General features: G+C 35.2%; 29 protein-coding genes and 3 pseudogenes. 25 read left to right on the top strand and 7 right to left on the bottom strand.

The genetic code is table 11. The features are described 5' to 3' along the window. The first annotated feature begins 427 nt into the window (after positions 1–427). Genes AAGD74_RS03740 through AAGD74_RS03755 form a run of 4 tightly spaced genes read left to right on the top strand, consistent with a single transcriptional unit; the run spans position 428 to position 2,794 of the window. Positions 428–1,237, top strand: a complete 810-nt coding sequence (locus AAGD74_RS03740; protein WP_155968627.1) for an ATP-binding protein — start codon at positions 428–430, stop codon at positions 1,235–1,237. A 21-nt stretch (positions 1,238–1,258) separates the two neighbouring features. Further along, the gene (locus AAGD74_RS03745; RefSeq protein WP_341810523.1) at positions 1,259–2,065 is read left to right on the top strand and encodes an AAA family ATPase; all 807 of its coding nucleotides are present in this window, start codon (positions 1,259–1,261) and stop codon (positions 2,063–2,065) included. A gap of 19 nt (positions 2,066–2,084) precedes the next feature. Then, positions 2,085–2,579: a hypothetical protein gene (locus AAGD74_RS03750; protein WP_155968633.1), complete on the top strand. Its 495-nt coding sequence runs from the start codon at positions 2,085–2,087 to the stop codon at positions 2,577–2,579. 50 nt (positions 2,580–2,629) lie between these two features. Beyond that, on the top strand, positions 2,630–2,794 hold the full coding sequence (locus tag AAGD74_RS03755) for a hypothetical protein (protein ID WP_155968636.1): 165 nt from the start codon (positions 2,630–2,632) through the stop codon (positions 2,792–2,794). A gap of 136 nt (positions 2,795–2,930) precedes the next feature. On the opposite strand, the gene AAGD74_RS03760 is transcribed toward AAGD74_RS03755, so the two are convergent. Further along, positions 2,931–4,001 carry a hypothetical protein gene (locus tag AAGD74_RS03760; RefSeq protein ID WP_338977121.1) on the bottom strand — a complete coding sequence of 357 codons (1,071 nt, stop codon included), beginning with the start codon at positions 3,999–4,001 and terminating at the stop codon, positions 2,931–2,933. A 120-nt stretch (positions 4,002–4,121) separates the two neighbouring features. Here AAGD74_RS03760 and AAGD74_RS03765 point away from each other — a divergent pair. After that, positions 4,122–4,954 (top strand): annotated as a pseudogene (locus tag AAGD74_RS03765) (IS5 family transposase). Positions 4,955–4,990: 36 nt separating this feature from the next. Here AAGD74_RS03765 and AAGD74_RS03770 read toward each other — a convergent pair. The 3 genes from AAGD74_RS03770 to AAGD74_RS03780 form a co-directional block, all read right to left on the bottom strand. Continuing rightward, a protein-coding gene (locus AAGD74_RS03770) for an IS630 family transposase (RefSeq protein ID WP_265029767.1) occupies positions 4,991–6,002 on the bottom strand; the annotation gives its coding sequence in 2 pieces (ribosomal slippage) (positions 4,991–5,539 and positions 5,541–6,002; 1,011 coding nt in all). Between the two features lie 19 nt (positions 6,003–6,021). Then, a complete protein-coding gene (locus AAGD74_RS03775; RefSeq protein WP_341810525.1) occupies positions 6,022–6,555 on the bottom strand; it encodes a hypothetical protein in 534 nt (177 codons plus the stop codon). A gap of 185 nt (positions 6,556–6,740) precedes the next feature. Then, positions 6,741–7,229 (bottom strand): hypothetical protein, encoded by a 489-nt coding sequence (locus AAGD74_RS03780; protein ID WP_338977117.1) that lies wholly within the window; start codon positions 7,227–7,229, stop codon positions 6,741–6,743. A 126-nt stretch (positions 7,230–7,355) separates the two neighbouring features. Between AAGD74_RS03780 and AAGD74_RS03785 the strand changes: the two genes are divergently transcribed. The 19 genes and pseudogenes from AAGD74_RS03785 (at position 7,356) to AAGD74_RS03875 (ending at position 22,698) form a co-directional block, all read left to right on the top strand. Then, a complete protein-coding gene (locus tag AAGD74_RS03785) occupies positions 7,356–8,033 on the top strand; it encodes a hypothetical protein (RefSeq protein ID WP_155968648.1) in 678 nt (225 codons plus the stop codon). A gap of 16 nt (positions 8,034–8,049) precedes the next feature. Then, positions 8,050–9,974 (top strand): annotated as a pseudogene (locus tag AAGD74_RS03790) (DUF4815 domain-containing protein). A 4-nt stretch (positions 9,975–9,978) separates the two neighbouring features. Then, positions 9,979–11,163 (top strand): hypothetical protein, encoded by a 1,185-nt coding sequence (locus AAGD74_RS03795; protein ID WP_341810526.1) that lies wholly within the window; start codon positions 9,979–9,981, stop codon positions 11,161–11,163. A gap of 5 nt (positions 11,164–11,168) precedes the next feature. Beyond that, positions 11,169–11,372 carry a hypothetical protein gene (locus AAGD74_RS03800; RefSeq protein WP_338977096.1) on the top strand — a complete coding sequence of 68 codons (204 nt, stop codon included), beginning with the start codon at positions 11,169–11,171 and terminating at the stop codon, positions 11,370–11,372. Continuing rightward, complete coding sequence (locus AAGD74_RS03805; RefSeq protein WP_338977095.1) at positions 11,369–12,820, top strand: hypothetical protein; 1,452 nt, start codon at positions 11,369–11,371, stop codon at positions 12,818–12,820. Before AAGD74_RS03800 ends, AAGD74_RS03805 begins: the two co-directional genes overlap by 4 nt. A gap of 6 nt (positions 12,821–12,826) precedes the next feature. Further along, entirely contained in the window at positions 12,827–13,375 is a 549-nt protein-coding gene (locus AAGD74_RS03810; RefSeq protein ID WP_338977092.1) for a hypothetical protein, read from the top strand. 4 nt (positions 13,376–13,379) lie between these two features. Further along, the gene (locus tag AAGD74_RS03815; RefSeq protein ID WP_174515985.1) at positions 13,380–14,567 is read left to right on the top strand and encodes a phage tail sheath subtilisin-like domain-containing protein; all 1,188 of its coding nucleotides are present in this window, start codon (positions 13,380–13,382) and stop codon (positions 14,565–14,567) included. Between the two features lie 11 nt (positions 14,568–14,578). Further along, positions 14,579–15,085 carry a phage major tail tube protein gene (locus AAGD74_RS03820; RefSeq protein ID WP_338977089.1) on the top strand — a complete coding sequence of 169 codons (507 nt, stop codon included), beginning with the start codon at positions 14,579–14,581 and terminating at the stop codon, positions 15,083–15,085. A 38-nt stretch (positions 15,086–15,123) separates the two neighbouring features. Beyond that, positions 15,124–15,378, top strand: a complete 255-nt coding sequence (locus AAGD74_RS03825; RefSeq protein ID WP_338977086.1) for a phage tail assembly protein — start codon at positions 15,124–15,126, stop codon at positions 15,376–15,378. 115 nt (positions 15,379–15,493) lie between these two features. Then, the gene (locus AAGD74_RS03830) at positions 15,494–17,764 is read left to right on the top strand and encodes a phage tail tape measure protein (protein ID WP_338977083.1); all 2,271 of its coding nucleotides are present in this window, start codon (positions 15,494–15,496) and stop codon (positions 17,762–17,764) included. Continuing rightward, a complete protein-coding gene (locus AAGD74_RS03835; RefSeq protein WP_338977080.1) occupies positions 17,764–18,111 on the top strand; it encodes a phage tail protein in 348 nt (115 codons plus the stop codon). The genes AAGD74_RS03830 and AAGD74_RS03835 overlap by 1 nt, the downstream gene beginning before the upstream one ends. A gap of 2 nt (positions 18,112–18,113) precedes the next feature. Next, entirely contained in the window at positions 18,114–18,323 is a 210-nt protein-coding gene (locus tag AAGD74_RS03840) for a tail protein X (protein ID WP_338977078.1), read from the top strand. Then, positions 18,320–19,276: a phage tail protein gene (locus AAGD74_RS03845; protein WP_341810527.1), complete on the top strand. Its 957-nt coding sequence runs from the start codon at positions 18,320–18,322 to the stop codon at positions 19,274–19,276. Before AAGD74_RS03840 ends, AAGD74_RS03845 begins: the two co-directional genes overlap by 4 nt. Next, positions 19,198–20,157: an IS481 family transposase gene (locus AAGD74_RS03850; protein ID WP_341810528.1), complete on the top strand. Its 960-nt coding sequence runs from the start codon at positions 19,198–19,200 to the stop codon at positions 20,155–20,157. Before AAGD74_RS03845 ends, AAGD74_RS03850 begins: the two co-directional genes overlap by 79 nt. Beyond that, positions 20,145–20,261: pseudogene (locus AAGD74_RS03855) on the top strand (phage tail protein); the annotation flags it as partial. The gene AAGD74_RS03850 and the pseudogene AAGD74_RS03855, both read left to right, overlap by 13 nt. A gap of 52 nt (positions 20,262–20,313) precedes the next feature. Then, positions 20,314–20,850: an ankyrin repeat domain-containing protein gene (locus AAGD74_RS03860; protein WP_338977072.1), complete on the top strand. Its 537-nt coding sequence runs from the start codon at positions 20,314–20,316 to the stop codon at positions 20,848–20,850. 67 nt (positions 20,851–20,917) lie between these two features. Further along, positions 20,918–21,145: a hypothetical protein gene (locus AAGD74_RS03865; protein WP_172758512.1), complete on the top strand. Its 228-nt coding sequence runs from the start codon at positions 20,918–20,920 to the stop codon at positions 21,143–21,145. A gap of 21 nt (positions 21,146–21,166) precedes the next feature. Continuing rightward, positions 21,167–22,090 (top strand): patatin-like phospholipase family protein, encoded by a 924-nt coding sequence (locus tag AAGD74_RS03870; protein WP_338977070.1) that lies wholly within the window; start codon positions 21,167–21,169, stop codon positions 22,088–22,090. 113 nt (positions 22,091–22,203) lie between these two features. Then, the gene (locus tag AAGD74_RS03875) at positions 22,204–22,698 is read left to right on the top strand and encodes a hypothetical protein (protein WP_341810529.1); all 495 of its coding nucleotides are present in this window, start codon (positions 22,204–22,206) and stop codon (positions 22,696–22,698) included. A gap of 51 nt (positions 22,699–22,749) precedes the next feature. Here AAGD74_RS03875 and AAGD74_RS03880 read toward each other — a convergent pair whose 3' ends face one another. Then, a complete protein-coding gene (locus tag AAGD74_RS03880; RefSeq protein WP_338977065.1) occupies positions 22,750–23,724 on the bottom strand; it encodes a helix-turn-helix domain-containing protein in 975 nt (324 codons plus the stop codon). Positions 23,725–23,894: 170 nt separating this feature from the next. Further along, positions 23,895–24,137 (bottom strand): hypothetical protein, encoded by a 243-nt coding sequence (locus tag AAGD74_RS03885; protein WP_341810530.1) that lies wholly within the window; start codon positions 24,135–24,137, stop codon positions 23,895–23,897. Between the two features lie 293 nt (positions 24,138–24,430). Between AAGD74_RS03885 and tnpC the strand changes: the two genes are divergently transcribed. Continuing rightward, entirely contained in the window at positions 24,431–25,795 is a 1,365-nt protein-coding gene (gene tnpC, locus AAGD74_RS03890) for an IS66 family transposase (RefSeq protein ID WP_338977059.1), read from the top strand. Here tnpC and AAGD74_RS03895 read toward each other — a convergent pair. Further along, a complete protein-coding gene (locus AAGD74_RS03895) occupies positions 25,683–26,591 on the bottom strand; it encodes a hypothetical protein (RefSeq protein WP_338977056.1) in 909 nt (302 codons plus the stop codon). The genes tnpC and AAGD74_RS03895 overlap by 113 nt on opposite strands. Positions 26,592–26,725 lie beyond the last annotated feature (134 nt).

Here is a 26,725-nt window from a genome sequence, read left to right on the forward strand (position 1 = left end):
ATGATGATAGTATACCATCACTCTCTGGGACCATACATCTAAGGGCAGTCTTTCAACTTTTGCTAAGCAAGTTGTTAAAAATCGTATTAATAATCTAGTCCGTAAACACTCACGTACTACTCCTAAACTTGAAAATAATGTGCAACAGGAAAGTTACTGTTTTGAAGATGAATCGATACTACGTATTGATGTTGAGCAAATTATTTCAAAGTTACCAAAGAAGTAGCAGGTTTTATGTGAACAACTAAAACACCACAGCATTGCTGAAGTTGCAGACATGAACAATATGTCACGGACTACTTTGTACAACATTCTCAAGAAAATGCGATCTAAATTTGCATCTCTTTATGAAAAAAAATACAAAAAAAAGTGAACAGTTTTTTGAAATTTGGTGAATTTATATATAGGGGCAAATTAAGGTAAAAGCATGAAAATAATAAACAGCAAAGAAAGAGCAAAAATGGTCACAGGCGTGAAGATAGTAATCTTTGGACCTTATGGAATCGGTAAAACTAGCCTGCTTAAAACTCTTGTTGAATCAACAACACTTTGCCTTGATTTTGAAGCAGGACTTCTAGCTGTACAAGACTGGAAAGGAGATTCAACTGAGATTCGCACTTGGAATGAGGCCAGAGACATTGCTTGTCTTATTGGTGGTCCTAATCCTGCATTAAGGTCTGATCAGGCGTATAGTCAAAAACACTATGAGCATGTCTGTAGCAAGCACAAAGATCTTCTTTCTGAAGTTTCTAAATACCGCTCTATTTTTATTGATAGCATAACTGTTGCATCACGTTTATGTTTTTCATGGGCCAGAATGCAACCTGAAGCTTTTTCAGATAGATCAGGAAGAGAAGATAAAAGAGCTGCTTACGGATTACTCGCACAAGAAATGATGGCCTGGCTCAATCAGTTTCAACATATCAGAGACAAAGACATCATCATAGTTGGCACACTAGGTCAATACCTCGATGACTGTAATCGTTCAACATGGCTACCTCAATGTGAAGGTGCTAAAACTGCTAGTGAAATTCCAGGTATTGTTGATGAAGTAATTAGCATGGTTGGAATCAAGAAAGATGATGGTACAGAGGTTCGCTCATTTGTCTGTCAGACGATTAATACTTGGGGATATCCAGCTAAAGATCGAAGTGGATGCCTTGATATGGTTGAAGAGCCGCATCTGGGTAATTTACTTGCGAAAATTAAAGCCAAAACTTTGGCTCCTATTATTTAATTAAAAATCGGAGAAATTATTATGGAACAAAGCTTTTTCAATATCGGTCAAAAAATTCCCTTTTTCAGTGTGAAAGAATACTTGAATGATCAATCGCCAATACCAGAAGATATAATTTCACCAAGGATTTTAACAAAAAGAGGTCTATTGGTGCTGGGTGGACCACCTAAAATCGGAAAAAGTGACTTTTTGATCTCTTGGCTTGTCCACATGGCTGCTGGTAGATCATTTCTTGGTATGACACCAAATAGACCTTTGAAAATTTTCTACATGCAAACTGAAATTGAATATGAATATATGAAAGAACGTTTGCAACAACTTCAACTTGATGAGGAACTTTTGGATATAGCTGCTAACAACTTAATCATTACGCCAAAGGTGCACTTATCATTTAATCATGATGAAATAAGTGAAATGAAGGAAATTGTGAATGAACGCTTTAAACCTGATGTTTTGGCCATAGATCCATTACGTAACATCTTTAGTAGCGAGTATGGAAATGAAAATGATAATAGTGCTATGCTGTTTTTTCTGCAAAAGACTCTTGAAAAGCTGCGCAGTGCTGTCAATCCAGATGCTTGTATTGTACTCACTCATCATACAAAAAAATTATCGAAAAAGATGCTGGAAGAAGATCCATTTCAAGGTTTAAGCGGTGCTGGGTCCTTAAGGGGCTTCTACACTACAGGAATGGTGGTGTTCAGTCAAGATGAAGGAAGCACTGTCCGTCAAATAGTATTTGAGTTGCGTAATGGTGAACGTGTGCCAAGTAAGCTTGTCGATAAACTAAATGGCCATTGGCAACTTGTGGATAAATGGAATAGTTAATTTTTATAGGAGATAATATATGTTACAAGATTTAACTGATTTTAACACTGCAAAGTCGCAAAGTAATTTAATACCTAAAGGTACAACGGTAAAAGTCAAAATGGCTATTAAGCCTGGAGGTTATGAAAATTGGTTCACTAAAAGCTATACTACTGGCAGCATCTATTTAAACGCTGAATTTACGGTCACTGAAGGTCCATATACAAAACGTAAGATTTATCAAGTAATTGGTATTAAAAGTGGCAAAGCAAGCGTTGAAGGAGAAGATACTTGGGGAGAAATGGGTCGTTCTATACTTAGAAGTATTTTGGAGTCAGCACGGAACATTCATCCACATGACACTTCAGAAAAAGCAGTTGTTGCTAGAAAAATCAACTCCATTGCAGATTTAAATGGACTAGAGTTTATGGCAAAAGTGGGAATTGAGGCCGATAATAGGTACGGAGACAGGAACAGAATTGATACGATCATTACTCCGAATGAAACTCAGAAGGATGACTGGATTCCATTCTAAGCGAATAAAAGAATCATTTTTTTATCATAAATTATTGAAGGGCACCTTTTATGAATAGATCTCTAGAAGAAATAAAAGCGTTAGTAATTGATAGAATTGAAGAATACCTACTCTATTTACTACCTGGCGGTGAGTTTTACAAAAGTAAGTTTTACATTGGAGATTCACGTGGAGATAAAATAATAGTTGAGACAACAGGAGAAAGAGCAGGATAAACTAGCCAAAATTAAAGGAGACGTAGTTGAATTTTTTACTTTCATTGCAGGTGACAAAAAAAGCGCTGAAGAATTGTATCGGTATATTTTAGAGAAGTATCCTTCTGCGTTTTCTGTCCAACATTGACTAAGGAGCTTAGCTAGCACTTAAGTTAATGGTAGATGGATTAAGCCGGTAGCCTGACCAGTTACATGCTTGTACCACATCATCTCGTCTTATATTTAGTCCCAAGGTGCTAGCTAGCTTTTCTGCTATTGTTTTTTGCATTCTGTTAAGAGGTCTGCGCACCTGCTGTTCTGGGTCTTCAATACCTAAACTATCTGCTATTTGAATGATACTAAGAAATTTATATTCTTTAGCTTCTTCCAAGTCACGCAAAAATTGTTTAAGTAATACTCTAAAGATGCGGATGCTTGAAGTTGCTTGTTTGCCTATAATTTCAACGTTATTAACATAAATAGTATTATCTTCAACTTTTAATCGCAGTATCTTTTTTTCTGGAACAGTTGTTTCTTGCAGTAGAACATAAGGAAACGCTTGAAAAGAAACGTTAGGTAATAGCTCTGGTACTCCTTTTTCAACTGCCTCGCTTAGTATTTGGTTCAGAGTTTGATGTTCACAAATTAAATTAGCCATGGGAACAGTGTATAGAGTTAACAATATTTTTAGGTCTGCCTTTCCAAAAGTTATAAGAACAGCAACATTAGTTCTTAACCTATCTACAGTTAAATATGACTTATCAGTACATAAAGTTGGTATGATAATGCTTACTATTTTACTTTTAAAGCTTATATGATATATTCCATTTGCTGCCTTTTCCCATATGAGCCCTATCAATAGTTCTTCAAACCAATTTATAATTTTTTCCGTATTGAGTTTAATTGAAAGCACAAGATACCGCTGTTTTTTATAAGTATCAGGAAAAATATCACGACCACAATCCTCGCAAGCTAGATCATCACAATCTTCATCAAAACCATGAGGAATGATAACCTCATTTTTGCAATAAGGATTTTGTATATTTGGAAAATCAAGATCTAAATCATTAGCACAAATAACAAAATAATACTTCTTAAGTTTAACAAAATCAAGCTGACTGAGATGCTCTGCAGCCTTTATATAGTTCTCGTCAGGATTTACCCAGGACCTATTTACTAACATAGTATCAATATCTTGAGAGTGTTTTCGACAAAACGGTAATTCCATAGCTATCTCTAATTAAAGACTTAAAATCATCTCGTTCTTTTCTATTGAGAACATATTCTGAGAGGTTGTCCGGAAACAAGTAAAAGGCTATAATATCTGAAATTTTAGTACGGGGTAAAGATGAGAAAAAAGTATCCAACAGATCTAAGCGAAAGGGAATGGGCAAGAATAGAAAAACACTTCAGAGTATCATACAAGAAAGGAGGAAGGCCGCCAAAGTATAGCAAAAGAGAAATATTAGAAGCAATTTTCTATGTATTGCGTACAGGGTGTCAATGGCGGTATTTACCAAATGATTTTCCGCTATGGAAGACTGTGTATGAGCAGTTCAGGCAATGGAAGAAGCAGGGAATTTTTGAGAAAATGAATTATGAAATTACAAAATATAGTAGAAGAAAAATAGGAAGGAATGAGCAGCCGAGTGCCTGTATAGTAGATAGTCAATCTGTAAAGACTACAGAAAAGGGGGGATCAAAGGCTATGATGGAAGTAAAAAAGTAAAGGGTAGAAAAAGGCATATAATTACAGACACTCAGGGTTTTATACTAGGTTGTTACGTAGGCGCTGCTAACGAAAATGATAGAGATGGTATTAAAATAGCATTAAACAATATGAGAACAAAATATACTAAAGTTAAAAAAATGTGGGCTGACATGGGATACCAAGGAAGAAATTTAAAGAATCACATAAAGGAAGAATATGACATAGATATTGAAATTGTTACAAGGCCTCCATGTAGATTTTGGGTGCACAAAGATACGCCACCTGAGCTACTACCAACAAGAGAACAAGGGTTTAAAGTACAGCCAAGAAGATGGGTTGTAGAAAGGACTTTTGCTTGGGTTAATAGGAATAGAAGGCTATCGAAGGAGTATGATTTACTCACAACATCCACTGAGAATTTCATATACCTAGCTATGAGTAGGGTTATGTTAAAGAGGGAATATGCTTGAATTTACTAGTTTCCGGACAACCTCTTATACCAATTCTCATTGTTGTCCAGTCAAATAGGAAACATTGCAGAGTTGTTTAATTGTGGAGCTGGCAAGAGAAGTAATAAATTTGCACAAAGCACCCTCAAGTAGAGCAATTGTATCGTATATTTTATTGCGCAAAATGTTCTGTTTTATATATAACCAAAGCCTCTCAACAGGATTTAGCTCAGGTGAGTATGGAGGTAGGTATATAATGTCGATATTTTTAGGTACCTTTAAATTTTTTGACCTATGCCAACTAGCACAGTCCATAACGAGAAAAGCCTCTCGTGTTTCTAGATATTGCGAAATTTGCTCAAGAAATATGTTCATGCAATCAGTGTTGACATTTGGTGCAAATAAGCTAGAACTCTCTCCATTTCTAGGATTAACTGCACTATAGAGATAGAAATTTTGCCTACCTAATTTTGTTTTAACCTGTGTTCTAATCCCCTTTTTAAACCACCCATGTCCAACTTTTGAATGTGTGCCAAACCGTGATTCATCAAAGAAAAATAGCTCTTTTTCTGGATACTTGCTAATAGCTCCATTGAGATTTTTTTTTGAATTCCTCTTGTTTGCTTTTATCTTGTCCATTATGAACTGGTCTTGGTGTAATATATGAGAATTTCATCTTTTGCATATGGCGGTGTACTGTAGATTTGCTGATATTTAATCCGAACTTTTCCTGGATTCTTATTCTCATTTCTTTAATGGTGATATTAGGATTTTCTTCTATCCACTCTTCAATTTGCTGTAGTTGAGCCTGATTTAATTTAGTTTTTCTACGACGTTGTGAAGGAGCAAACAGTTTTTCTTCTCTGCCAATTTTCAAGAGTTTTACCCACGAAGTTAGTGCGCTTCTTGAAATGCAATATATTTTTGCTACAGCCGTTATACTGTACTTTTTTGCTGCAATTACAGCATTTAGTTTTTTTGAAACATATGCATTATTCCTTACTTTCTTCAGCATTTCTTTTGCTGATTCTACTACTTTTTCATCCAATAATTTTGATCTTAATGCCATTTAAACCTCGCTATTTTACTTACTTCAGTATGGCTTTTCTTCCATCATTGTCCATCTGTTTGCCCTGTAATGGGAATTGGTATGAGTAATCAATTTCTATATAATTTGCGCATTGCGTGTCTGTCTGAAAGGATAAAGTAACTTTTTTACTTTTGAACAATACTTTGATATGCTGAACAAGAGAAACATCATGTAGCACACTACCAACCGAAGGCTCTATTTTCTGCAACCACTCTTCAATATTATCTGTGTTTAACGTAAGATGAGTTTTAGATTTAGATGGACCAAATTTCAATTCAAATAGGTGAATATCAGGTACATGTTGTTTTACACAGTCATGCAAAAAAGTCCTCACTTGTGCTGCTGTATTTTGGTGGCGCATGTTAGTAAATGAACATTCTCGCTGAAAATAACAGATTACTATTCTATTTGCTATTTTTAATCCTTGATCAAAGCTTTGAATAGATAAGTTTACTTGGTTAGCGTTTAAAGCAAAATCAATGATAATTCTACTAGGTTTATGACCGTGTATTACCTTATTTAAACTGATCAATAAATCTTCATCCTTACTAGCACGTCGTATAAATAAGTAAATACTATTTTGGTAGTAAAAGAGTTCTTGAAACTGACTTTCAAAACTATCATTTTCCGAGAGATCATGCTGTTTTAATATTTCCTGTATTGTACTTTCTGATAAAAAATCCTTAAATGAAGTGGCCTTTTGTCTTGGAGGATTTTTTAATATGAAAGGTAAAAAACCTTTTTTTGTACTTGATTAAAGCAGAAAATTTGTCTCAGCAAGTTATGATTAGTTATAAAGAGAGTAAACAACAAGGACTTTTTATCGTATTTATTGTTTTGCAACAGAAATGACTTCAGAAAATCTTGGCTTAGTACAGACCGTGCTACTTCAGCTATAGTTGCCTCTGATTTTGCACGACTAAAACGATTGACTAAGTAATAATCAAACAGAGATTCAGAAATTTTAGTAAGCATTTTACGCTTTTGCTGAGTTGAAATATCATCGCGTTTTTCGTGGTCTTTAAATAATTGCCTATTTTGTTTATTTTGAAAATAATGGTTAAAAATAACACTTAATTGCCTACCAGAAAGAGAATTAAGCCAAATTTCACGTAAACTTGGATTTTGAAAATCCTTAAATAGTGGAGAGAAAGGAATTTCTAAGCTGCTTTCCCAAAACTCCCTGCTAGGATAAAACCCCTTCATACCTAAAAGCAAATTTGTTGTTTTTAAATGTAGATTAAAAATTAGTCAACCAAAATTTTTAGTAAAAAAACTGAACAGTTTTTATGATTTTGGTGAATATATATAATACAGGAACAAAACTTTCAAATGTCAATACTCACACAATCGGGTCGAGCAGCAATAGCAGCCAGCATAAAAGAGCAAGTTATACATCTTGCTTGGGGTAATGGTGATACGGGCTGGGAAAGTAGTCATAAAGTAGAAAATTTTTTCACCATTGATGGCAAAATAAACTTAGATCACCACCCAGTCAAAGATGTGAAGGTTTTTCAGAATTCAACAGTTTATAAACCAGGTATAGATTATATAGTTGATAGCAGTACTGGTGTAATTAAACGTACGGAAAATAGCTCTATTTCAGTAAGTGATAAAGTTACTGTAGAGTATACTGAAAGCACACCACCTGAACCTATAAATTCTATAAAGCTCTTTAATGAACTTGGCAGACGTACTGCAGATGAAGTGCTATTCTGCATAGGTGATGAGAATGGAGAGCTTGTTACTCCTACAGGTAGGTTTAAACCCTCTAATGTACCAACTAATAATCTCTATCTCAAATTTACTTTCGATTTCACGGATGCAGCAAATCAAGTGATAAGGGAACTCGGGGTTATGGTTGGTACTAAAGTAAAACCTATAGGACAGAGATATTTTGAGCCAAAAGACGTGGAAAATCCTGGAATTTTGTTAGTTTTAGAACACACTGTACCACTTATCAGAACATCTGCCACAAGAGAGACTTTTTCATTTGTTGTAACTTTTTGAATTTTTCTAGCATAAAATGACTTTAAACGCCTATTATAACCGCTTTAATCCTGACAAAGAATACGAAAAAAGCTTGTTTCTTGCTGGAAGAGGTTTGCAATCTGCAGAATTAAACGAGACTCAGGAGTATGCTCTCTCTAAGCTTAAAGGCATAGGCGATGCAATATTTCGTGATGGTGATGTTATAATAGGAAGCAATTGTATTATAGATAGAGAAACTGGTAAAGTTACGCTTGAATCAGGAAAAATCTATCTTCGTGGAGCGGTTAGAAAAGTTGAAAAAGAAGAGTTTGTTATTCCACTGAGTACCACAGTGCGTATAGGTGTTTATTACGTAGAATCTACCATTACAGAACTTGAGGATGAAAACCTTCGTGATCCTGCTGTTGGTACACGTAACTATCAAGAAGTAGGGGCTGCAAGGCTTAAAGTTTCCACCACTTGGAGTTATCAAGCTGAGGGTGTGACTACTAATGCTTCAGGAGAATTTTATCCAATTTATAACATTGAAAATGGAGTATTGATAGAACATTCACCGCCACCACAAGCAAATATAGTAACTACTGCTCTTGCTCGTTATGACAAAGAAGCAAATGGTTCCTATGTCGTAAATGGTCTTGAAGTAATGTTCCTGCAAAAGGAAGAGGGAGAAGGAGGAAAAAAATATTTGTGATTAATGAGGGCAAAGCTCATGTTGATGGCTATGAGATTGAGCTACCTCACAGTATTCGTGTTTCTTTTGATGAAGATCCAGATATAAAAGCAGTTGAATCAGAACCACATACTTTTCAGCCAAATAGCCAAAGAGTAATGGAACTTAAAGTTAATGATTTTCCAATAAGTGAAATTAAAAAAGTAGATATAACTGTTCAAAAAACCATTACCGTTACTCATGGTTCATACTCAGGAGCTGTTGATCCAATACCTGACTCTGCAGTACTTGAGATTATTCAAATTAAACAAGGCAATGTTATTTATGAAAATAGTGTAGATTATAAACTAAACGCAGGAAATGTTGATTGGTCGTTACCTGGCAAAGAACCTGCACCTGGAAGTAGTTATCAAATAACTTATCGTTGCCGTACCCACGTAAGCCCTGAAGATATAAGTGAAAAGGGGTGTAAAGTAAAAGGAGCAGTTGATAACAGCTTGGTTTTGATAGATTATACCTGGAAAATGCCACGCTTTGATTTAATTACTATCGATAGCAAAGGAGTAGTAAGAAGAATAAAAGGCATAGCTCACCCTTGGCGACCATCAATGCCTAGAGCGCCTAGTGGACAACTTTTGCTTTGCTACATTCATCAGACGTGGAAAAAAGGCGAAGGGGTAAAAATAGTGAATAATGCTATTCATGCTGTACCGATGAATGAGCTTGAAGCAATGAAAAAAGGAATAAATGATCTTTATGCTCTTGTTGCACAGGAACGTCTACGTAGTGATGCAAATTCAAGAGAGCCAACCACGAAAAAAGGAGTATTTGTTGATTCGTTTTTTGACGATGATATGCGTGATCAAGGAGTTTCACAGTCTGCAGCAATAGTAAATAGAGAGCTAGTTCTGCCAATAGATGTAGAAGTTGCAGATATTGAAAAAGGTGGGGAAAGATATCTTTTGCCTTATAAACTTGAACCGGTACTGGAGCAGCTTTTACAGACTAAAGGAGAAAAGATTAATCCGTATCAAGCTTTTGATCCAGTCCCGGCAGAAATTACTCTAAATAAAAACATTGACCACTGGACAGAGGTTACCACGAATTGGAAAAGTCCAGTAACAAGAGTATTTAATGTTAAAGAAACGACAGAGCTGCTGTCAAGTACTTCATACGAAACTGAATTTATGAGAGAAGCAGTACAGAATTTTGAAATTGAAGGTTTTGAGCCAAGTGAGAAGCTTAAAGAGATAAAATTTGACGGAATAATTATTCAACCTATAGCATAAAAATATGTTAATAGTTAACAATCAAGGACAAATAAGTGGAAAAATAAAAATCCCAGCAAATATTCCAGCAGGTACTAAATTAGTACAGTTTTATGGTGATAAAGGAAGCTATGGAGAAGCAACGTACACTGGTAAAAAAACTATTACCATAGAAGAGAGAAGAAGAGTTATCGCAGCAAGAAGAATTGATCCTTTAGCGCAAACATTTACTTTAAATGAGAGTAGGCACATAGGAGGTCTAGAGTTATGGTTTATAAATAAAGGCAAAAAACGTGTTGTTGTGCAGATTAGAGAAACAGCAGTGGGAATGCCATCGCAGACTGTTATTGCTGAAAGCTATATTGAGCCGAAAGATATAAAAGTAGATGGCACAGCAACACGTATAGAATGGTCGCCAGTGTTTTGCCATGCAGGAGAGGAGTATGCAATAGTACTGCTTACTGATGATCCTGGTACTGCAGTAAAAATAGCAGAACTTGGCAAATATGATGCAGTAAATAGCTGTTGGGTAACAAGCCAGCCATATCAAGTAGGAGTATTACTGTCATCAAGCAATGCAAGCACCTGGACTCCACATCAAAATTTAGATTTAACGTTTCGACTACTAGCTGCAAAATTTAGCGAAAATTCTCATGTTATTGATCTTGGCAAAGTTACAGCAACCAATACTTCAGATTTAATTGTTTTGACGAACGTCGAAAAAGTAGCATTTGATACCAATGTAGAATTTATTCTGACAGATGAAGAAGGAAAAGAAAATTTTCTATCTGATAACTTGCCGCTCGCGCTGCGTGAAAGACTATCTGGAGAGTTAACAGTAAAGGCAAATTTAAAAGGGTCAAAAGAAAAAAGTCCAGTGCTATATCCAGGGTTACAGCTAGTTCTAGGTAATCTTTTAGAGTCTGGAGATTATGTTACAAGAAGTATTACAGCAGGAGCTAACACTAAAATTACCATAACGTATGATGCGCTAATACCTGGCACTGCAGATGTAAAAGCATATGTGCAAAAAAATGTGGATTGGCAATTAGTAAATTTAACATCAGGAAAACCAATTGGAGAAAATTGGGTAGAGAGAACTCATGTGCTGACAAACTTTAATGGCAATGAAACAAGGATAAAATTGGTTTTAAGTGGTACGGTTATCTATCGGCCAAAGGTAAAAAACTTGCGGATTGTTATAACATAAGAAAAATGCCAAATGATAAAACAAGGCGCGGATATCCTTTACCACATCCAGAGAATATTGCTGTGCAAGATGTGGTACGTATTCGCAAAGCGGTAGAAAAAATAGATGAAGATATGAGTGAGAGGGAAAGTAAATACAACGATCTTCAAAAAGCATTTGAACGACTGAATTTTGAGAATTTTTTGAATTTTTGGAGTAATAACAGATGACTATCGCCAAAGAAGTAGTTTATGCATTACATCAGAGACTGAAAGATCTATCTGTAAATGCTACCCCTGATCAACTCGCATATCTCGCAAAATCGCTGGAGTTGATAGCAGATAAAAAAGCTATTGCTGACATTGTGCAGATGACTGAGGTAAAAGAGATAATTGATGCACTACAAAAGAGGCTTAAGGATTTAGCAGCAAACAGTACACCAGATCAATTAGCATATCTTGCTAAAGCATTGGAATCAATAGTCGACAAAAGTGCAGTTTCTGAAATTGTACAGATGACTGATGGTAAGCTAAAAGAACTTCTTGATAGTGCAAAAAAACACTTAACTGATCTGGATAATAAAAAAGCTAGTTCTTTAGCAGTGATCTCTGAATCAGAGAAGCAGTTATTAAAGAGAATTGATGAAAAAGGAACAACAAATTTATCGCTACTTGATACGAGAAAGAATGCCAATATTGCAGCAATAAATAGCATTAGTAATAGTCATAAAGATGGTCTTAAAGGTTTAGTAGAAGATTTTCGTACTGTTAATAATGTACCATCTGGCTCATCAATTATTGGGGAAATGGAAACTCGTGATAACCAATTAAAAACATCCCTGATAAATGAGGTAAAAACTCGGGATGAACAGTTAAAAGTGTCTCTTATAAATGAAATAAGAAAGCGCAACATGGTTGAACCAGGGTCATTACCTTTCTTATTTGGTGTACTTGGCAGAAAAAATAATTATTTTGGCCACGGAACTTTTACGACAGAGCTTGGAAAGTGGAGTAGTGATATAACAAAAACTGACTATATGTTACAACTACTAGCAGGTAGCCATACGTACAATACAGATTACGTTAGTTTTTATCGGCCAAGACAACTAAGTTTTATAGAGGGAAGTAAAGGAACATTTATTTACGGAGAGTTATGCACAAAAAGTTTTTCGGGTAGTTATGATGAGATATACTATTACCCGTATGCTGCACTTGGAGTAGTATTTGTAAAAAATACAACCAATGTGAACATAAATAAGACAATGGAATTTGTTGGATCATCGTATTCGAGTAAGGAGTATGGGGGAGCAGGATTATTTGTGGGAACTCCTGATAACACTAATTCTAATAAATCAAGTATTTCAAAAATAGTATGGAAAAATGTTTACCAATACACGAGTTCTGATAGCAAGTTAGCCGGATCTGGTAATGTGGAGATTCCAGCAGGAAAAACAGTTGCAATATTACTTTACACATCATCTTATCTGTATTCCAGAACACAAGTTAGTCAAGGTATGCTTGCATCAAATTATGTACACAACTATGGTCAATTTATTCAGTGGGGGATTTATAACATACGTAGCAATTTTCTCACCACAGGGCTTGAGGTAGATGTGGAAAGGACGCTCAGGGGTTGGCAATGTCCAGGATTATCTAACACGTATGAGATTTGGAGGTAACAAACAATGTCTATCTACATTAGATTTGAAAATGATAAACAAGTAGAAACAACAACACTTGAAAGCAAGCCAACTGAAAATGATTGGTATGAAGCACCAGAAGATTTTGATTGGCAAAAAAGCTATTGTTTAACAGAAGGAGGAAAAATTGCTCAGCGTACTAAAGAAGATATACAAAAGGAGTTACTGGATAATGCGAAGCTTTGTGCATTTGATAGTATGCGTTTCTATTATGATAATCATACTCACCAATATGCAGGTCATTCTCACCAAAAAGCTAAATCTTATGAGATTCAAGCGGAAGCCGCAAAAAGCATTCTAGCAGCACCAGAATCTATGAATGCAAAGGATACGGCAATTATAGAGCCATTAGCAAAAGTCCGTGGTATTACAGTTATTGAAATGGCAAGAATAATTGAAGAAAAAGTAAAAAAAGCAGTAAAAGAAATAATTAAATGTGAAGAGTTGGAAGACATTACCAAGAAGAAAATTGCAGAAGCCAAAAGTGAAAATGAGCTACAGACTTTGCTAGATGATTTCAGGAAAAAAATATAAAGAAATGGCTGAAGAATTTTTACATGGCGTAAATGTTATTGAGGTAACCTCAGGAGCAAAGACAGTACGTACAGCTAAATCATCAGTGATAGGTGTAATTGGTACTGCACCTGAAGCAGATGAGCAAAAATTTCCGCTAAATAAACCAGTGTTAGTTGCAGGAAGCTTAAAGGAAGCAGCAAAGCTCGGAAAGAGTGGCAGTTTACCTTCTGCAATAAATGGAATATTTTCCCAGATTGGTGCAACAGTAGTAGTTATTCGAGTTAAAGAAAGTGAAAACAGCGATCCGAAGCTCAAAGAAAGTGAAACTATTCAAAGTATAATCGGTGGAGTTGATAAAGAGACTGGAGAATATCAAGGGATAGAGGCATTCCTCAGTAGTGAAAGTATAGTTCATGTTGCTCCAAGAATATTAATTGCACCTCAGTTTACTCATCAGTTACCTGAAATAGATGGAGTAAATCCAGTAGTGAGTGCTTTAATTTCCATAGCAGAAAAATTAAGAGCAATTATTGTTGCAGACGGACCAAATACTAATGATGAAGAAGCAATAAAATGGAGAAAAAGTGTAGGCAGCTCAAGAGTTTACGTAGTTGACCCATGGATTAAGTTATTTATTGAAGGAAAAGAAAAAATCTTGCCATCGAGTCCATTTGTAGCTGGTTTAATAGCTAAAATAGACAGCGAACAAGGCTTCTGGCATTCACCTTCAAATAAAGAGATAAATGGTATTGTTGGCACAAGCAGGCCTATTGATTTTAGCTTAGGTTATGCAAATTGCAGAGCAAACCACTTAAATGAAAATGAAGTAACAACGATAATTCATCAAAATGGCTATAGGCTTTGGGGAAATAGAACATGTTCAAATGACTCAAAATGGGCTTTTTTATCAGTGAGAAGGACTGCAGACCTTATTAATGACAGTCTACTTAGAGCTCATCTATGGGCAGTTGATCGCAATATTACCAAAACTTATATAGATGATGTGATTGAGGGGGTGAATTCTTATTTGGCCAATTTAAAAGTACAAGGAGCGATTATTAGCGGAAAATGTTATGCAACTCCAGAGCTCAATACACCAACAAATATTGCAAGCGGGAAAGTATATTTTGATTTCGAATTTACACTACCATATCCGGCTGAGCAAATAACATTCAAATCTCATCTCGTAAATAATAGTGTAATAAGTTAGGAGAAAGCAAAGTGTTACCGAAAATACTGAGAAATTTTAACGTATTTGTTGATGGCCGGGGTTATGCAGGAAAAATAGATGAAATAACCTTGCCGAAGCTTACCATAAAAACCGAAGAGTACAGAGCTGGTGGTATGGATATTCCAATAAATATTGATATGGGCATGGAAAAGCTTGAAGCAGATTTCACTTTTTCTGAATACGATACAGAACTCTTTAGGCTATTTGGTCTAATAAATGGGAATTCAGTTTCTTTGACACTCAGAGGTGGAATGCAAGGGAGTGGTAGTAATGATATTGAAGCAGTAATAATCAATTTAAGAGGCATTTTTAAAGAGTTTGATTTTGGTAACTGGAAACCTGCTGAAAAAGCAACGCTGAAGTGTACTGTAGCTGCCCATTACTATAAACTTACTATAGGTAGCAATGAATTAATAGAGATCGATGCTGAAAATATGATTCGCAAGATTAATGGTGTTGATCAGATGGCCTTGCTGCAAACGATTTTAGGCATATAAAAACTTATTTGAAATTTTATTTTTTTAAGGAGACAATAATGCAAACTATAACACTTAATAACCCAATAACAGTGGATGGTATTTCTGTTTCAGAATTATCTATACGTGAGCCTACAGTGGGAGATATGCTGGCTATTGAGTGTGTAGAAGGTGAAGCCAGAAAAGAAGTAGCTTTAGCTGCTAACCTAACATCTATGCCAAGGGAGGTAATAGAGAAATTACTTATCAAAGACTATGTAAAAATACAAAAGGTACTCAGGGATTTTTTGTTGCCTTCAGAACAGAGGACTTAAGATTCAATGTTTTAAAGCTTAGTTCAGTAACAGGAAGTGGAATTGAGCAGATTATTAATATGGGTATAAAAGAATTTCTAAAATGGTTAGAAGTAAGTAAAGGAGTAACAAACAAATGTCAATGCTTTCAATAAAGATAGGTGCTGCATTAGATGGTAGCTTTAATAGCACAATGATAGGTAGTACAGCTAAGCTTTCTAAGCTGGGTGATAGTATAAGACAGCTTGATTCGTCAATGAAATCAGTCTCCAAATTTAAGCAATTAAATCATGATGCCCTTGAAGCCATGAAGAATTGGAAGGAAGCAGAGAAGAAAGCAAAAGAATCAGCTACAGCAATTGCTAAAGAAAAAAAGGAAAAAAAAGAACCAAGCAAAGCACTGAAAAATGAATTTGAAAAATTGAAAGCATCGGCATCAAAGGCAAAAGAGGCTTATATTAAAAAGAGAGATGCACTTCACACATTAAATGAAGAAGTAAGGAAAAGTGGAAAAGATATTAAATCTTTAGTGAGGGATCAAACTAAACTTGGTTCATCTATTGAAGTGCTAAAAGGGAAATACAGTAAACTAGGATCTGTGATACAAAAACAGCAAAATGCCTTGGCAAAAAAAGCGCATTATAGATCACAAGTAATGGAGACTATAGGACTAGGGCTTTCACTTGCAGCGCCAATTAAAGTTGCAATTGACTTTGAAAGTGCTATGGCTGATGTTAAAAAAGTAGTGCAATTTGATGAGAATGATGCAATTCATAATGAAAAAGCCGCAGAATTTGGCCAGAAATTAAAGGAATTATCCCGTACAATACCATTATCGGCTGCAGAGTTAGCAAAAATAGCTGCAAGTGGTGGTCAGCTTGGTATCGACAAAGATAAGCTACTTGGATTTACCACAACAGTAGCTAAAATGGCAACAGCGTTTGATATGTCCGCTGAACAAGCTGGTGATTCCATAGCTAAACTTTCTAACGTTTATGGAATTGATGTTAGTAAAATGGAACACGTTGGTAATGTAATCAATCACTTATCAGATAACACTGCTGCCAAAGCAAAAGATATGGTTGAAGCTCTAGCAATAGTTGGTGGTACTGCAAAACAATTTGGTCTTGATATCAAGGAAACAAGTAGTTTAGTAAATGCCTTCGTTAGTTTAGGTAAACAACCAGCAAAAGCAGGAACTGCCATAAATGCTTTACTTTCTAAGCTCCAAACTGCTGAAGGGCAAGGAAAAGAGTTCAAAGTAGCATTGGAATCGATAGGTATCACTGCAGAGGAAATGTCACAAAAGGTTGCTGAAAACGGGCAAAAAGCTCTACTTCATTTTTTTGAAACTTTAGAAAAAGTAGATAGACAGGAACGTTCACAAATCCTTCTCAATCTCTTTGGTCAAGAATATCAAGATGATATTGCATTGATAGTTGGAAGTTTGGAAGAATATAAAAAAGCAATAGGTTTTGTGGCTGACAAAGAAAAGTATAACAAATCTATGCAAAAGGAATTTAATAACCGTGCAAGTACTACAGCAAATAATTTGCAGCTACTTAAAAATACAATAGCAGAGCTAGGAATGAACTTAGGGTCAGTTATGCTACCTCCTTTAAATTGGATAAGTAAGATTTTGAGGTCTATATCTACAGGTATAGCTTGGTTCGCAGAGAAGTGTCCAATCTTGACTACAGGAGTTATGAGCATAATTTCAGCTCTTATTATCGGTAAGATTGCAGTGGTAGGTTTTGGTTATGCATTTGCATTGGTTGGAGGTGGAATACTAACTTTTAAGGCTATTTTGCAGGGAACACTTTTGCCAGTATTAACTTCGTTATCAGCGCGAGTAATTCCAGCAGTAATCATGGGACTGAAAGCTTTAACGCTAACCAATCCTATAGGAGCTGCTATTGCTGGACTATCAGTTGGTGCAGCGCTTGTAATTGCTAATTGGCAAAAGGTGAAGGACTTTTTCTCAAGTATCTGGAAATCAATTACAAAACCTATAGAAAATTGGATTGGTGTAGGAAAATTGTTTAATGATAATCCAATAAAAGCATTAGAGAAACCAGTAGAAGCAAAAATAGGCAGTACAACTAGTGAAAATAATGTTTTTAGTAAAGTAAATCCTTTATTGAATAATAATACTTTTAGTGGAATGAATATTATTGAAAGTGCTAGTGCGATTACAGAAAAAAGTTCTGTAGCAGATAATTCAGAGAAAGTTTTAAAAGACTGTGAAAAGTGTGAACAAAAAATTTTCAATCAAACTTTTACATTTAATATAAGTATAAAAGCAGAACCTAACCAAGATGTACGTAGTCTTGCTGATGCAGTAATAAAAAGAATAAGAGAAAAATCGCGTGACGTTCTGTTTGATTCAATAGAGCCGATTTACTAATGCTATCACTTGGTCAACATAAGCTTTCTCCAACAAGTGTAAGGTATAGTAAAGAAAATCGTTGGAGTACTATTGAGTGTATTGGTAAAATACCTTCATTACAAAATATTGGCCAAGGTGCAGAAAATATAGACCTAGAAGGAGTAATTTATTTTCATAATCTCAATGATTTAAATCAATTAAAAAGTATGAAAGAAGCAGAAGAACCGCATACTTTAGTAGACAGTTTAGGTAATGTTTTAGGGAGGTTTGTGATTGTACGGATAGAGAAAAAACAAACATCATTTTTTCCTTGTGGATTACCAAAAAAGGTTGAGTTTAGTTTAAGTTTGAAGAGATTTAACTAAAAATGACAACATATTACTGGAGTAAGGAAGGAGAGATGATAGATCTAATTTGCTGGAGGCATTATGGAGCAACTAGAGGAGTAGTGGAAGTAGTTTTAGAGGCTAATCCTGGTCTTGCAGAGTATAGTGGTTCTTTACCATCAGGACTGAGGATTAAACTGCCTTTAATAAAAGAGCCATTGAAGAAATCTGTTTTTAAAGTATGGTCATGAAACCTGAATTTAGCATTGAAGGAATAAAAGATCATGTAATATCAGTGCATATTACTGATGAATCTGGTACTATAGATGATGTCGCAGAGGTATGTGTTGATTATGGCAATGAAAATGTAGAAGTTCCAAGTGAATTAAACATAGCACTAGGTTATAAGGAAACGGGAATCTTTCCAATGGGTGTATATACAGTCAACGAAGTTACGATACAAGGCCCACCTAAAATTCTACTAATAAAAGCTCATGCAACAAATTTAAGAATATCTTTGAAAGCAAAAGTATCAAAAGAATGGCACAAAATTACCATAGAGAACCTAGTTGGAGAAATAGCCCAAAAACATGGGTATGGATATAAAGTTGCTGAGGAATTTAAGAATGTATTAATACCCCACATTAATCAGGTAGATGAAAGTGATATAAGTCTGTTAACAAAGATCGCAACAGAGCGTGAAGCAATGGCAAAATTAGCTGGTGGATATATATTATTCATTTCCAAAAATATGGCAAAATCAGCCACAGGAAAAGCTCTAGGAACAACGAATATTAGACCTCAAGATACAATTAATTGGAAAGTGCATTTTACCGTACGTGATAAATACAATTCAGTAGTAGCAAAGTGGCATAGCTATGAAAAGGGTGAAACTATTAAAGAAACAGTTGGTAGTAGCGAGCCAAGTTATATTATGCTGGAACTTTACTCTAATGCAGAGTCAGCGCTGAGCGCAGCAAATGCCAAGTTGAAACAATTGAAGCGTAACAATGAAACTTTAGATATAACTATGCCTGGTAATCCAGAGTTATTTGCAGAAGCTAAACTTAGATGTATGGTCCCAGAGAGTGATGGTATACTATCATCATCATTTAAGGAGTCATTATGGGACAGATATTACATGGGTGCGCCAAAACAACACAGACGATTCGTAGAGCAATACAAAATAGAAAAGAGAGCATAGCAAAACTCTCCAAGCATTATAACCTTAATCCAAAAACTATTATTAAGTGGAGAAAACGTTCATTTACGAAAGATGCTGATATGGGTCCAAAGCATCCAAGATCAACTGTTTTAACGCTAGAAGAGGAAGCTATAATAGTTACATTTCGCAAGTATACACTACTGCCACTAGATGATTGCCTTTACGCTCTGCAGTCTACAATTCCGCATTTGACTCGCTCTAGCTTGCATCGTTGTTTACAAAGACACAACATTAGCAGATTACCAACTGTTGATGGAGAAGTTAAGTCAAAAAAGAAATTCAAACAATATCCTATCGGTTACTTTCATATTGATATTGCTGAAGTTAGAACTGAGGAGGGCAAATTACATTTGTTTGTTGCTATTGATAGGACATCCAAATTTACCTATGTTGAGTTGTGTAACAGTGCTACAAAACCCATAGCTGCTGAGTTCTTACGTAATTTGATTAGAATTTTACCGTATAAAATCCATACTATTTTGACAGATAACGGTATACAATTTACAAACCAGAAGCGTCATAAGTATGCTTTCCAACATATATTTGATAGAGTTTGCGAAGAGAATGTTATTGAACATCGTTTGACAAAAGTTAGCCATCCTTGGACGAATGGGCAAGTCGAGCGTATGAATAAAACTTTAAAGGATGCTACAGTTAAGAAGTATTACTATCAATCGCACCAGCAACTTAAAGAACACCTTTATAACTTTGTTATGGCTTATAATTATGCAAAGAGACTCAAAACTCTTAAGGGTCTTACTCCTTATGAATTTATATGTTATCAGTGGACACAGTCTCCAGAATTATTTATACTAAATCCACACCATCACACTCTGGGACCATACATCTTAATCTTATAGGTTTTAATCAAGCAGTAGATGGTGAATGGATAGTTAATAGAGCGGAGCATACTTTAAATAGCTCAGGTTACCTTACTATGTTGTCAGCATCTTTGAGTAAGTAATGTTAATAAAAAATGAGTAAATGATCTATTTAATGTTAAAAAGATGTTGAATATGGATAAATTGGATCAAGATACAAAAAATAAGCTACATTTTTGGTGGCTTATAGCAGTAATAGTATGTATTATTGCTACCTATTCCTACATGAAGGCAAAAGCTGCAGGTAATTATAAAACGATATTACGCATTGCTTCTCAAAATTGTAACTTAGATGTAGTAAAGTTTTCAGTAGAAAATTTATTAAGTGTTAATACACGAGTTCCTAGATTAACAGCGCTACATTGTGCAGCAGAAGGAAACTGTCTAGAATTAGTAAAATTTCTAGTGAATGAAGGAGTTGATATAAATGATACAGGTAGATATAAAGGATGGACAGTATTACATTCTGCCTCATACGGAGGCAATTCAGAGATAGTTAAGTTCTTATTAGCAAGAGGTGCTAATCCTAATACTAGAGATACAGATGGAAAAAACCCTCGAGATGTAGCTGTAATAGAATCAAGGCACAACAAAGATAAACCTTACAGGGAAATCATTAAGCTACTTGCTAAAGCAGAGGATCAATACGAATCAACAAAAAGTAATCACTAAAGCTGTAAGTTTTCTATAATCTATATATAAATTTCCAAAACTATCCATAACAAATTAATCTTTTCACATGAAAAAGCAAAAAATCCCAATTACGGTAATTATTACCATATTAATCCAAACCGTAGCATTGATATGGTGGTTATCCAAGCTAGACTCAAGGGTACAATTTCACGATAAACTTATTGAATATGGTTTAATGGAAAAAGTGTTAGTACTTGAGGAAAGGGTAAAAAATCTTTCTGAAGAATTAGATGAGTTTAAATTGCAGGTTTTAAGCGGAAAAATTAAATCTTAACATCTTTACCTAAATTCACAATTGATTAAATACATTTTATCCGTTGACGGCGGAGGCATAAGGGGCATCATACCAGCCATTATTCTCGCAGAAATAGAGCAAAGGACAAGGAAACCGATAGCTGAAATCTTTGATCTTATGGCAGGTACTTCAACCGGTGGAATTGTTGTAGCAGGGTTATGCAAAAAAGATCAACAAGGAAATCCTCAATACTCTGCCAATGATTTGGTTGAACTTTACCAAGAGTACGGAGCATATATTTTCAAGTCTTCGTTCTTCAGGCGATCAATATTATCTTGGATTAATTGTGCACAATACCCACATAAAAATATTGAATTTATACTGGATAAATATTTTGGTGATGATACTCTACAAAACACTTTAAGTAATGTACTGCTTACCAGTTATGATATTCATAACAACCGTCCTTTCTTTTTTAAGAGCTGGAGAGAAGATAGAAATTTTATCAGGCTAAAAGATGCACTCAGAGCTACAACGGCTGCACCTACTTATTTCATACCAAAACATTTAAAAGTTGATCAGATAGACAGAGTATTAGTGGATGGCGGGGTATTTGCAAATAATCCAGCTGCTTGTGCATATGCAAGTGGTAAGAGGTTATTTCCAAATGATGATATTCTACTGTTATCGATAGGTACTGGCAGAACAGATAGAAGCATAGCTAATTCAAGGAGATTTGGAAAGATAGGTTGGATAAAACCACTACTACATGTGATGTTTGCTTCAAGTTTAGATGCAGTTAACTACCAACTTGATCAAGTGATAGCTGATAAATATATACGTATACAATCACAATTAAAAATAGCATCACCTGACATGGATAATATTACATCAAAAAATATCAAATCTCTTCAGCAAGAGGCAAAGGCAATGATAGAGGATAATCAGGAACTGATGGATAAATTCTGTAATATCGTATCTTGATTTAGGTACAAATGCCAAGCAAGATAAAGAAATTATATAAAAAAACGAAAAAGAGTTTTAAGAATATAGTTTCATTCAAAAAACACACTAAGGGTCAAGAAGCTAAGCCGAAATTGCCATATAATGTAGAACAATCCCTAAATATGGTCTCATGGCAGAATAAGGTTAAAGTCTCTAAAGTAGAAAACATCAAAAAAAGTAATAAATGGGCAAAAGAAAAAATAAAGAGTTTAAAAATTAAGCCTGCAGAGAAGAATTCAAAAAGGGGAAACATATTCAAAAATGGCTTCACAAAACTGAAAGAAAAATTAAACCCAATAAAGGCTAAGAAAAACAAGATAATAGGAAGCAAGAAGTTAGCGTTTTTACTTACATCTGGCACTATTATAGCAATTTTGCCGATGTTCAATTTAGCTCCTCTTCCAGCATTAGCCATAACTTCCGCATGTGTTTTCAGTATTAATTTCATCGCAGTCAAAACATTAAAGAAGTTTATTAAACAACGCAAATTAGCGGGAAAATCCAAAACTTTAGATGAATCTGGAAAGTTAGAAAATGCTTCAGTTGAGCCAGCAAACAATAAGCAAGCTTTCAGAGATGGCAAATAGATGTATTAAGTATGTAACTATTTTCATTTATATCATAACACATTATATAAACTACCGTAGTTTTAATCCTGTTGGGAGCATAAGTTGCGCAATTTCCTCTGCAGTCAAGCCAGTTATTTGAGAAATATCATCAATAGAAACGCCTAGTATAAGTAGATTATTCGCAACCTTGATTGACTCTACTTTATCAATCTTTTCTTTGTAAATTTGCCTTCTTTGGGATAAAAATTCTACCCATATATCCAGTTTATCTCGTGATTCTTGATTGTTAATTCTTTTAGACTCTCTCGACCAACTTAATAGCTCTTTTTCTCCTTCACCATCAGTACTTTCAGAACAGTCTTCTTCCGTTGATTTAAGCATTAGATCTTCAGCATTTGCTGATAATATTTCTGCTGCTTTACATGCCACTTCACTTAAAAGGGTACTCTTTCCTTGTTCATAATAATGTATCTGCGGACCTCCTACACCAAGCTCTTTTCCTAATTTCTCTTGAGTATATTCTTGTATTATCCTCCACTTTTTCATCCCTTGTCTTTTGTTTGAACGCTTAGAACCCTTTTCCTCTTTATTATCATATTCATCAGTTGATAAGCCTGTTGCTCGGTAGATAATATCAGTAGCAAATCCTGCTTTTAGCATATTCTTTGCCATTCTTATTCTTGCTGTTTTTACATCACTTTCCTCTTCAGCTCGAATAAATTTAGTTAATGCATAAATTGCTTTGCGTCCCCCTGTTTTTGTGTATTTTTCTATGAAATTGGACATCCACTGAGTCTTATCACAACAACGATTTTCTCTGAGTACTTTTTGTCTAGGAAGTAGATCGCTCAAACTAACTGATAATGCGTCTGCTATTGTTTGTAACTCTTCATCTGGAATGCCACATATCCCTAGTTCATATCTTCGCAGAGTATGATAGTTTATACCTGTTTTGTCTGCTAAGTCTTTTATGGTATATTTTCTTTTTAACCTCCAGCTTCTTACTTTTTGCGCTATTTTGTATCTTATAGAGATATTTGCCATGCCGCAACGGTTTTACGGAAATAAACATGTATACCCTGTTAATAGGCTTTTTGCTATAACCTACTTTGTCAAAAGATTAAATTTAGCTTATGTTTATTGGAAGAGCTCGGCTTGGACTGCGATTTATATAAAGCTTTTACGCAGTCCAATTTGAGAAGGAAGTCCTTTGTTTAACGTTTCCTAAATGCTTCTTGGCTACCTCCACATGCCCTATTTACCCACGACAGTGTTTCACTTGAGTGATCCGCCCTTATCTCCTCTTTGGCCTGCTCTTTACTCCACATGCCACTTCTTGTGAAACTTCCTCTTTCTACAGCTTCTTTGACTGTCGTTCCACCAAAGAGGCAACCTTTTCCTATTATTTCACCTCTTTTTTGTAGTTCAGACCACATTTCTGTATCTGCTACTCTCACCTGTACTTGGTGGTCGTTTTCTGCTTTGTGGTACAGTATAACTCTTAGTCCACCAATGCTTGTTGGAAATGTTACCTCAAAAACGCTATTGTCCGGTATATCAGTGTAATTTCTCTCACCTCCTTTCTCGTTTTTGACTTCAAATTCTCTATTGCCTATTTTTATGATGTTACATCTGTTTAGACCTAAGCCTTCTATTGTATCCGTTCAGGGGTGTGGCAAAGAAAAAAAATAATTGACAAAACATATTAAGATGATAGCAAGACAAGATATTAGTAGCAATGTAGTGTTAGATGCTTCAACTATTCGTTAATCTTGTAGAGCTATGTAGGAACTTGGAGCAAAAGTTAACAAGACTTGAAGAAAAAAATAAGATCTTAAAAATAGAGAATGCTGAGCTAAGAGAAAGACTTGGTCTAAATTCAAGAAATTCATCAATACCAACTTCTAAAGAGCTATATAAAATAAAAAAAGATACATCCGAAGATAAGTCAGAAAGTAATAGAAAGATAGGTGGTCAGATCGGACATAAAGGAAATTATCGATCTAAAATGGAAGCAGATGAGGTAGTGAAAGCGGAGTTAAAAAATAGATGCGAGTGTGGTGGAGAAATTGCAGTATCAGAGAAGCCTTACATTTATCAAAAAGTTGATCTGCCAGAGATTAAGCCTTATGTTGTTGAATACCAACTAGAGCACGGTCGCTGTTGTAAGTGTGGAAAAAGAAAGAGCAGCAAATTACCAGAAGGAGTCACACCTGATACCTTTGGTCCTAGAGTTAAGTCAGTAATTGCAGCATTGAGTGGGTTTTACAAGAACTCAAAGCGAGAAATAACAAATATTATGAAAGACATCTTTAACATGAGTATAAGTGTTGGTAGTGTGTCCAATAGTGAAGCAAGGGTTTCATCAAAATGTAAAGAAGCCTATGAACAAATAGAGGAAGAAATAAAAGCAAGCGAAATTTTGCATATTGATGAAACCAGTCACTACAACAAAGACAAATTGGGATGGTGCTGGATGTTTGCCAACAATAAAGCAAGTCTTATCAAGTTAGCAGATACAAGAGGAATGAAATTTTTAAAGAATCGTGCATTTTGTGATTACAAAAACCTGGTAATTACCGACAGATATGCAGTTTACAACCACTTCAGTGATGAAAAGCGACAAATTTGTTGGGCTCACTTATTGAGAAATTTCGAGAGGTTATCTCATAGTTGGAATAGTGAAGTAATGAGACTTGGCCATTGTTTAAAAGATGCAGCTAATGGATTGTTTGCATTAAAAAAAGCTTTGTCAGAAAATGAAATTAGTATTTTAAAGTTCACTAAGCAAGCCAAAGAATTACGAAGATACATACAGTACTGCCTGATAAAAATATCTTATATACTTGAAGCAAAAGGAGCTTCACGAACGGTAAAGGGTATTATAAAATCCGAGCCAATGATGTGGACATTTTTGGATGACCCATGGAACATTCCATTAACGAATAACCATGTTGAGCGACAAATACGGCATTATGTTGTCTATCGTAAGAATTCATATTTTACACAGTCAGAGCGAGGGAATAGATTTCTTGAGCGGATAATTTCGTTGTATCTGACTTGGAGACAAAAGGAACTAAACCCTTTTCAAAACCTGCTAGCTGTTGTTTCTTAAACCACACCCCTGAACGGATACCTTCTATTACTTTTGCAGGCTCTACTGTGCTACCCTCAGAAAATTCCGTATACGATGTTGTATTGTCTATTTCCACATCTATTACAGCTCCTTTTTGAACAGCACTTTCACCGACTTTCCTCAGTTCTTCAAGTTGCTTGTCTAGCTGTGGCTGCACCTCTTTTTGCAGTTCGTTATAAGTTTCACCTACCAGCTCATTCTGCAATAGCCTGTTATGAAACTCTGCACCCTTCAGCATTAATTCACGCATTATTTTTTTAAGTTCACCTTTTTTGACTTTGTGAAAATGTGTGCCTAATATCACATACTCGGAAAAACTCCATTCTCCTTCATGACATGCATTTATCCTTATTCCAGCAGATAGAGCTTGATCCACAACCTTATGCATCTCTTTTGGGCTGCCTGCTTTTACCACTGCACTTTTAAACCAGCTCAACTTTTTATTTTCCCTTGCACTTAGCTTTATTTTTTGCAAGCCTGAAGTAAATGGATTTAAATTTTCTGGATAATCTTCTTGATTACTTGCTGGTTTTGTACCATAAATATGGTCAAGTCCTTCTTCGAAGTTTATTTGGTTTTCGCGACCATCTCTACTAGGGGAAGGCATTGTACCTCCAGGATTTTGGTTATTAATTTTGCTCACAAAGTTAGACGGTTGTATATCAATGCCCTCAAGAGCACTAAATATTTTGCCCAATAACTTGCGGTTAATATTGAATTTACGATTTTTTTTATTTGGGTCTTTTCGAACCATTGTAATTTTTTTACTAGCCATATAAGCCTCCTATATTAAGCATATTATCTAAGTCTATAGCGCAATTTATTGCTTTACTATTAACTTAATATACAAATATTAGAAAGATCTTGTATAGTTTGCAACTATTTATAACAAAAGAATAGAGCTTTTTG

This window comes from Wolbachia endosymbiont (group A) of Campoletis raptor (assembly GCF_964026755.1).
Lineage (GTDB): Bacteria > Pseudomonadota > Alphaproteobacteria > Rickettsiales > Anaplasmataceae > Wolbachia > Wolbachia pipientis.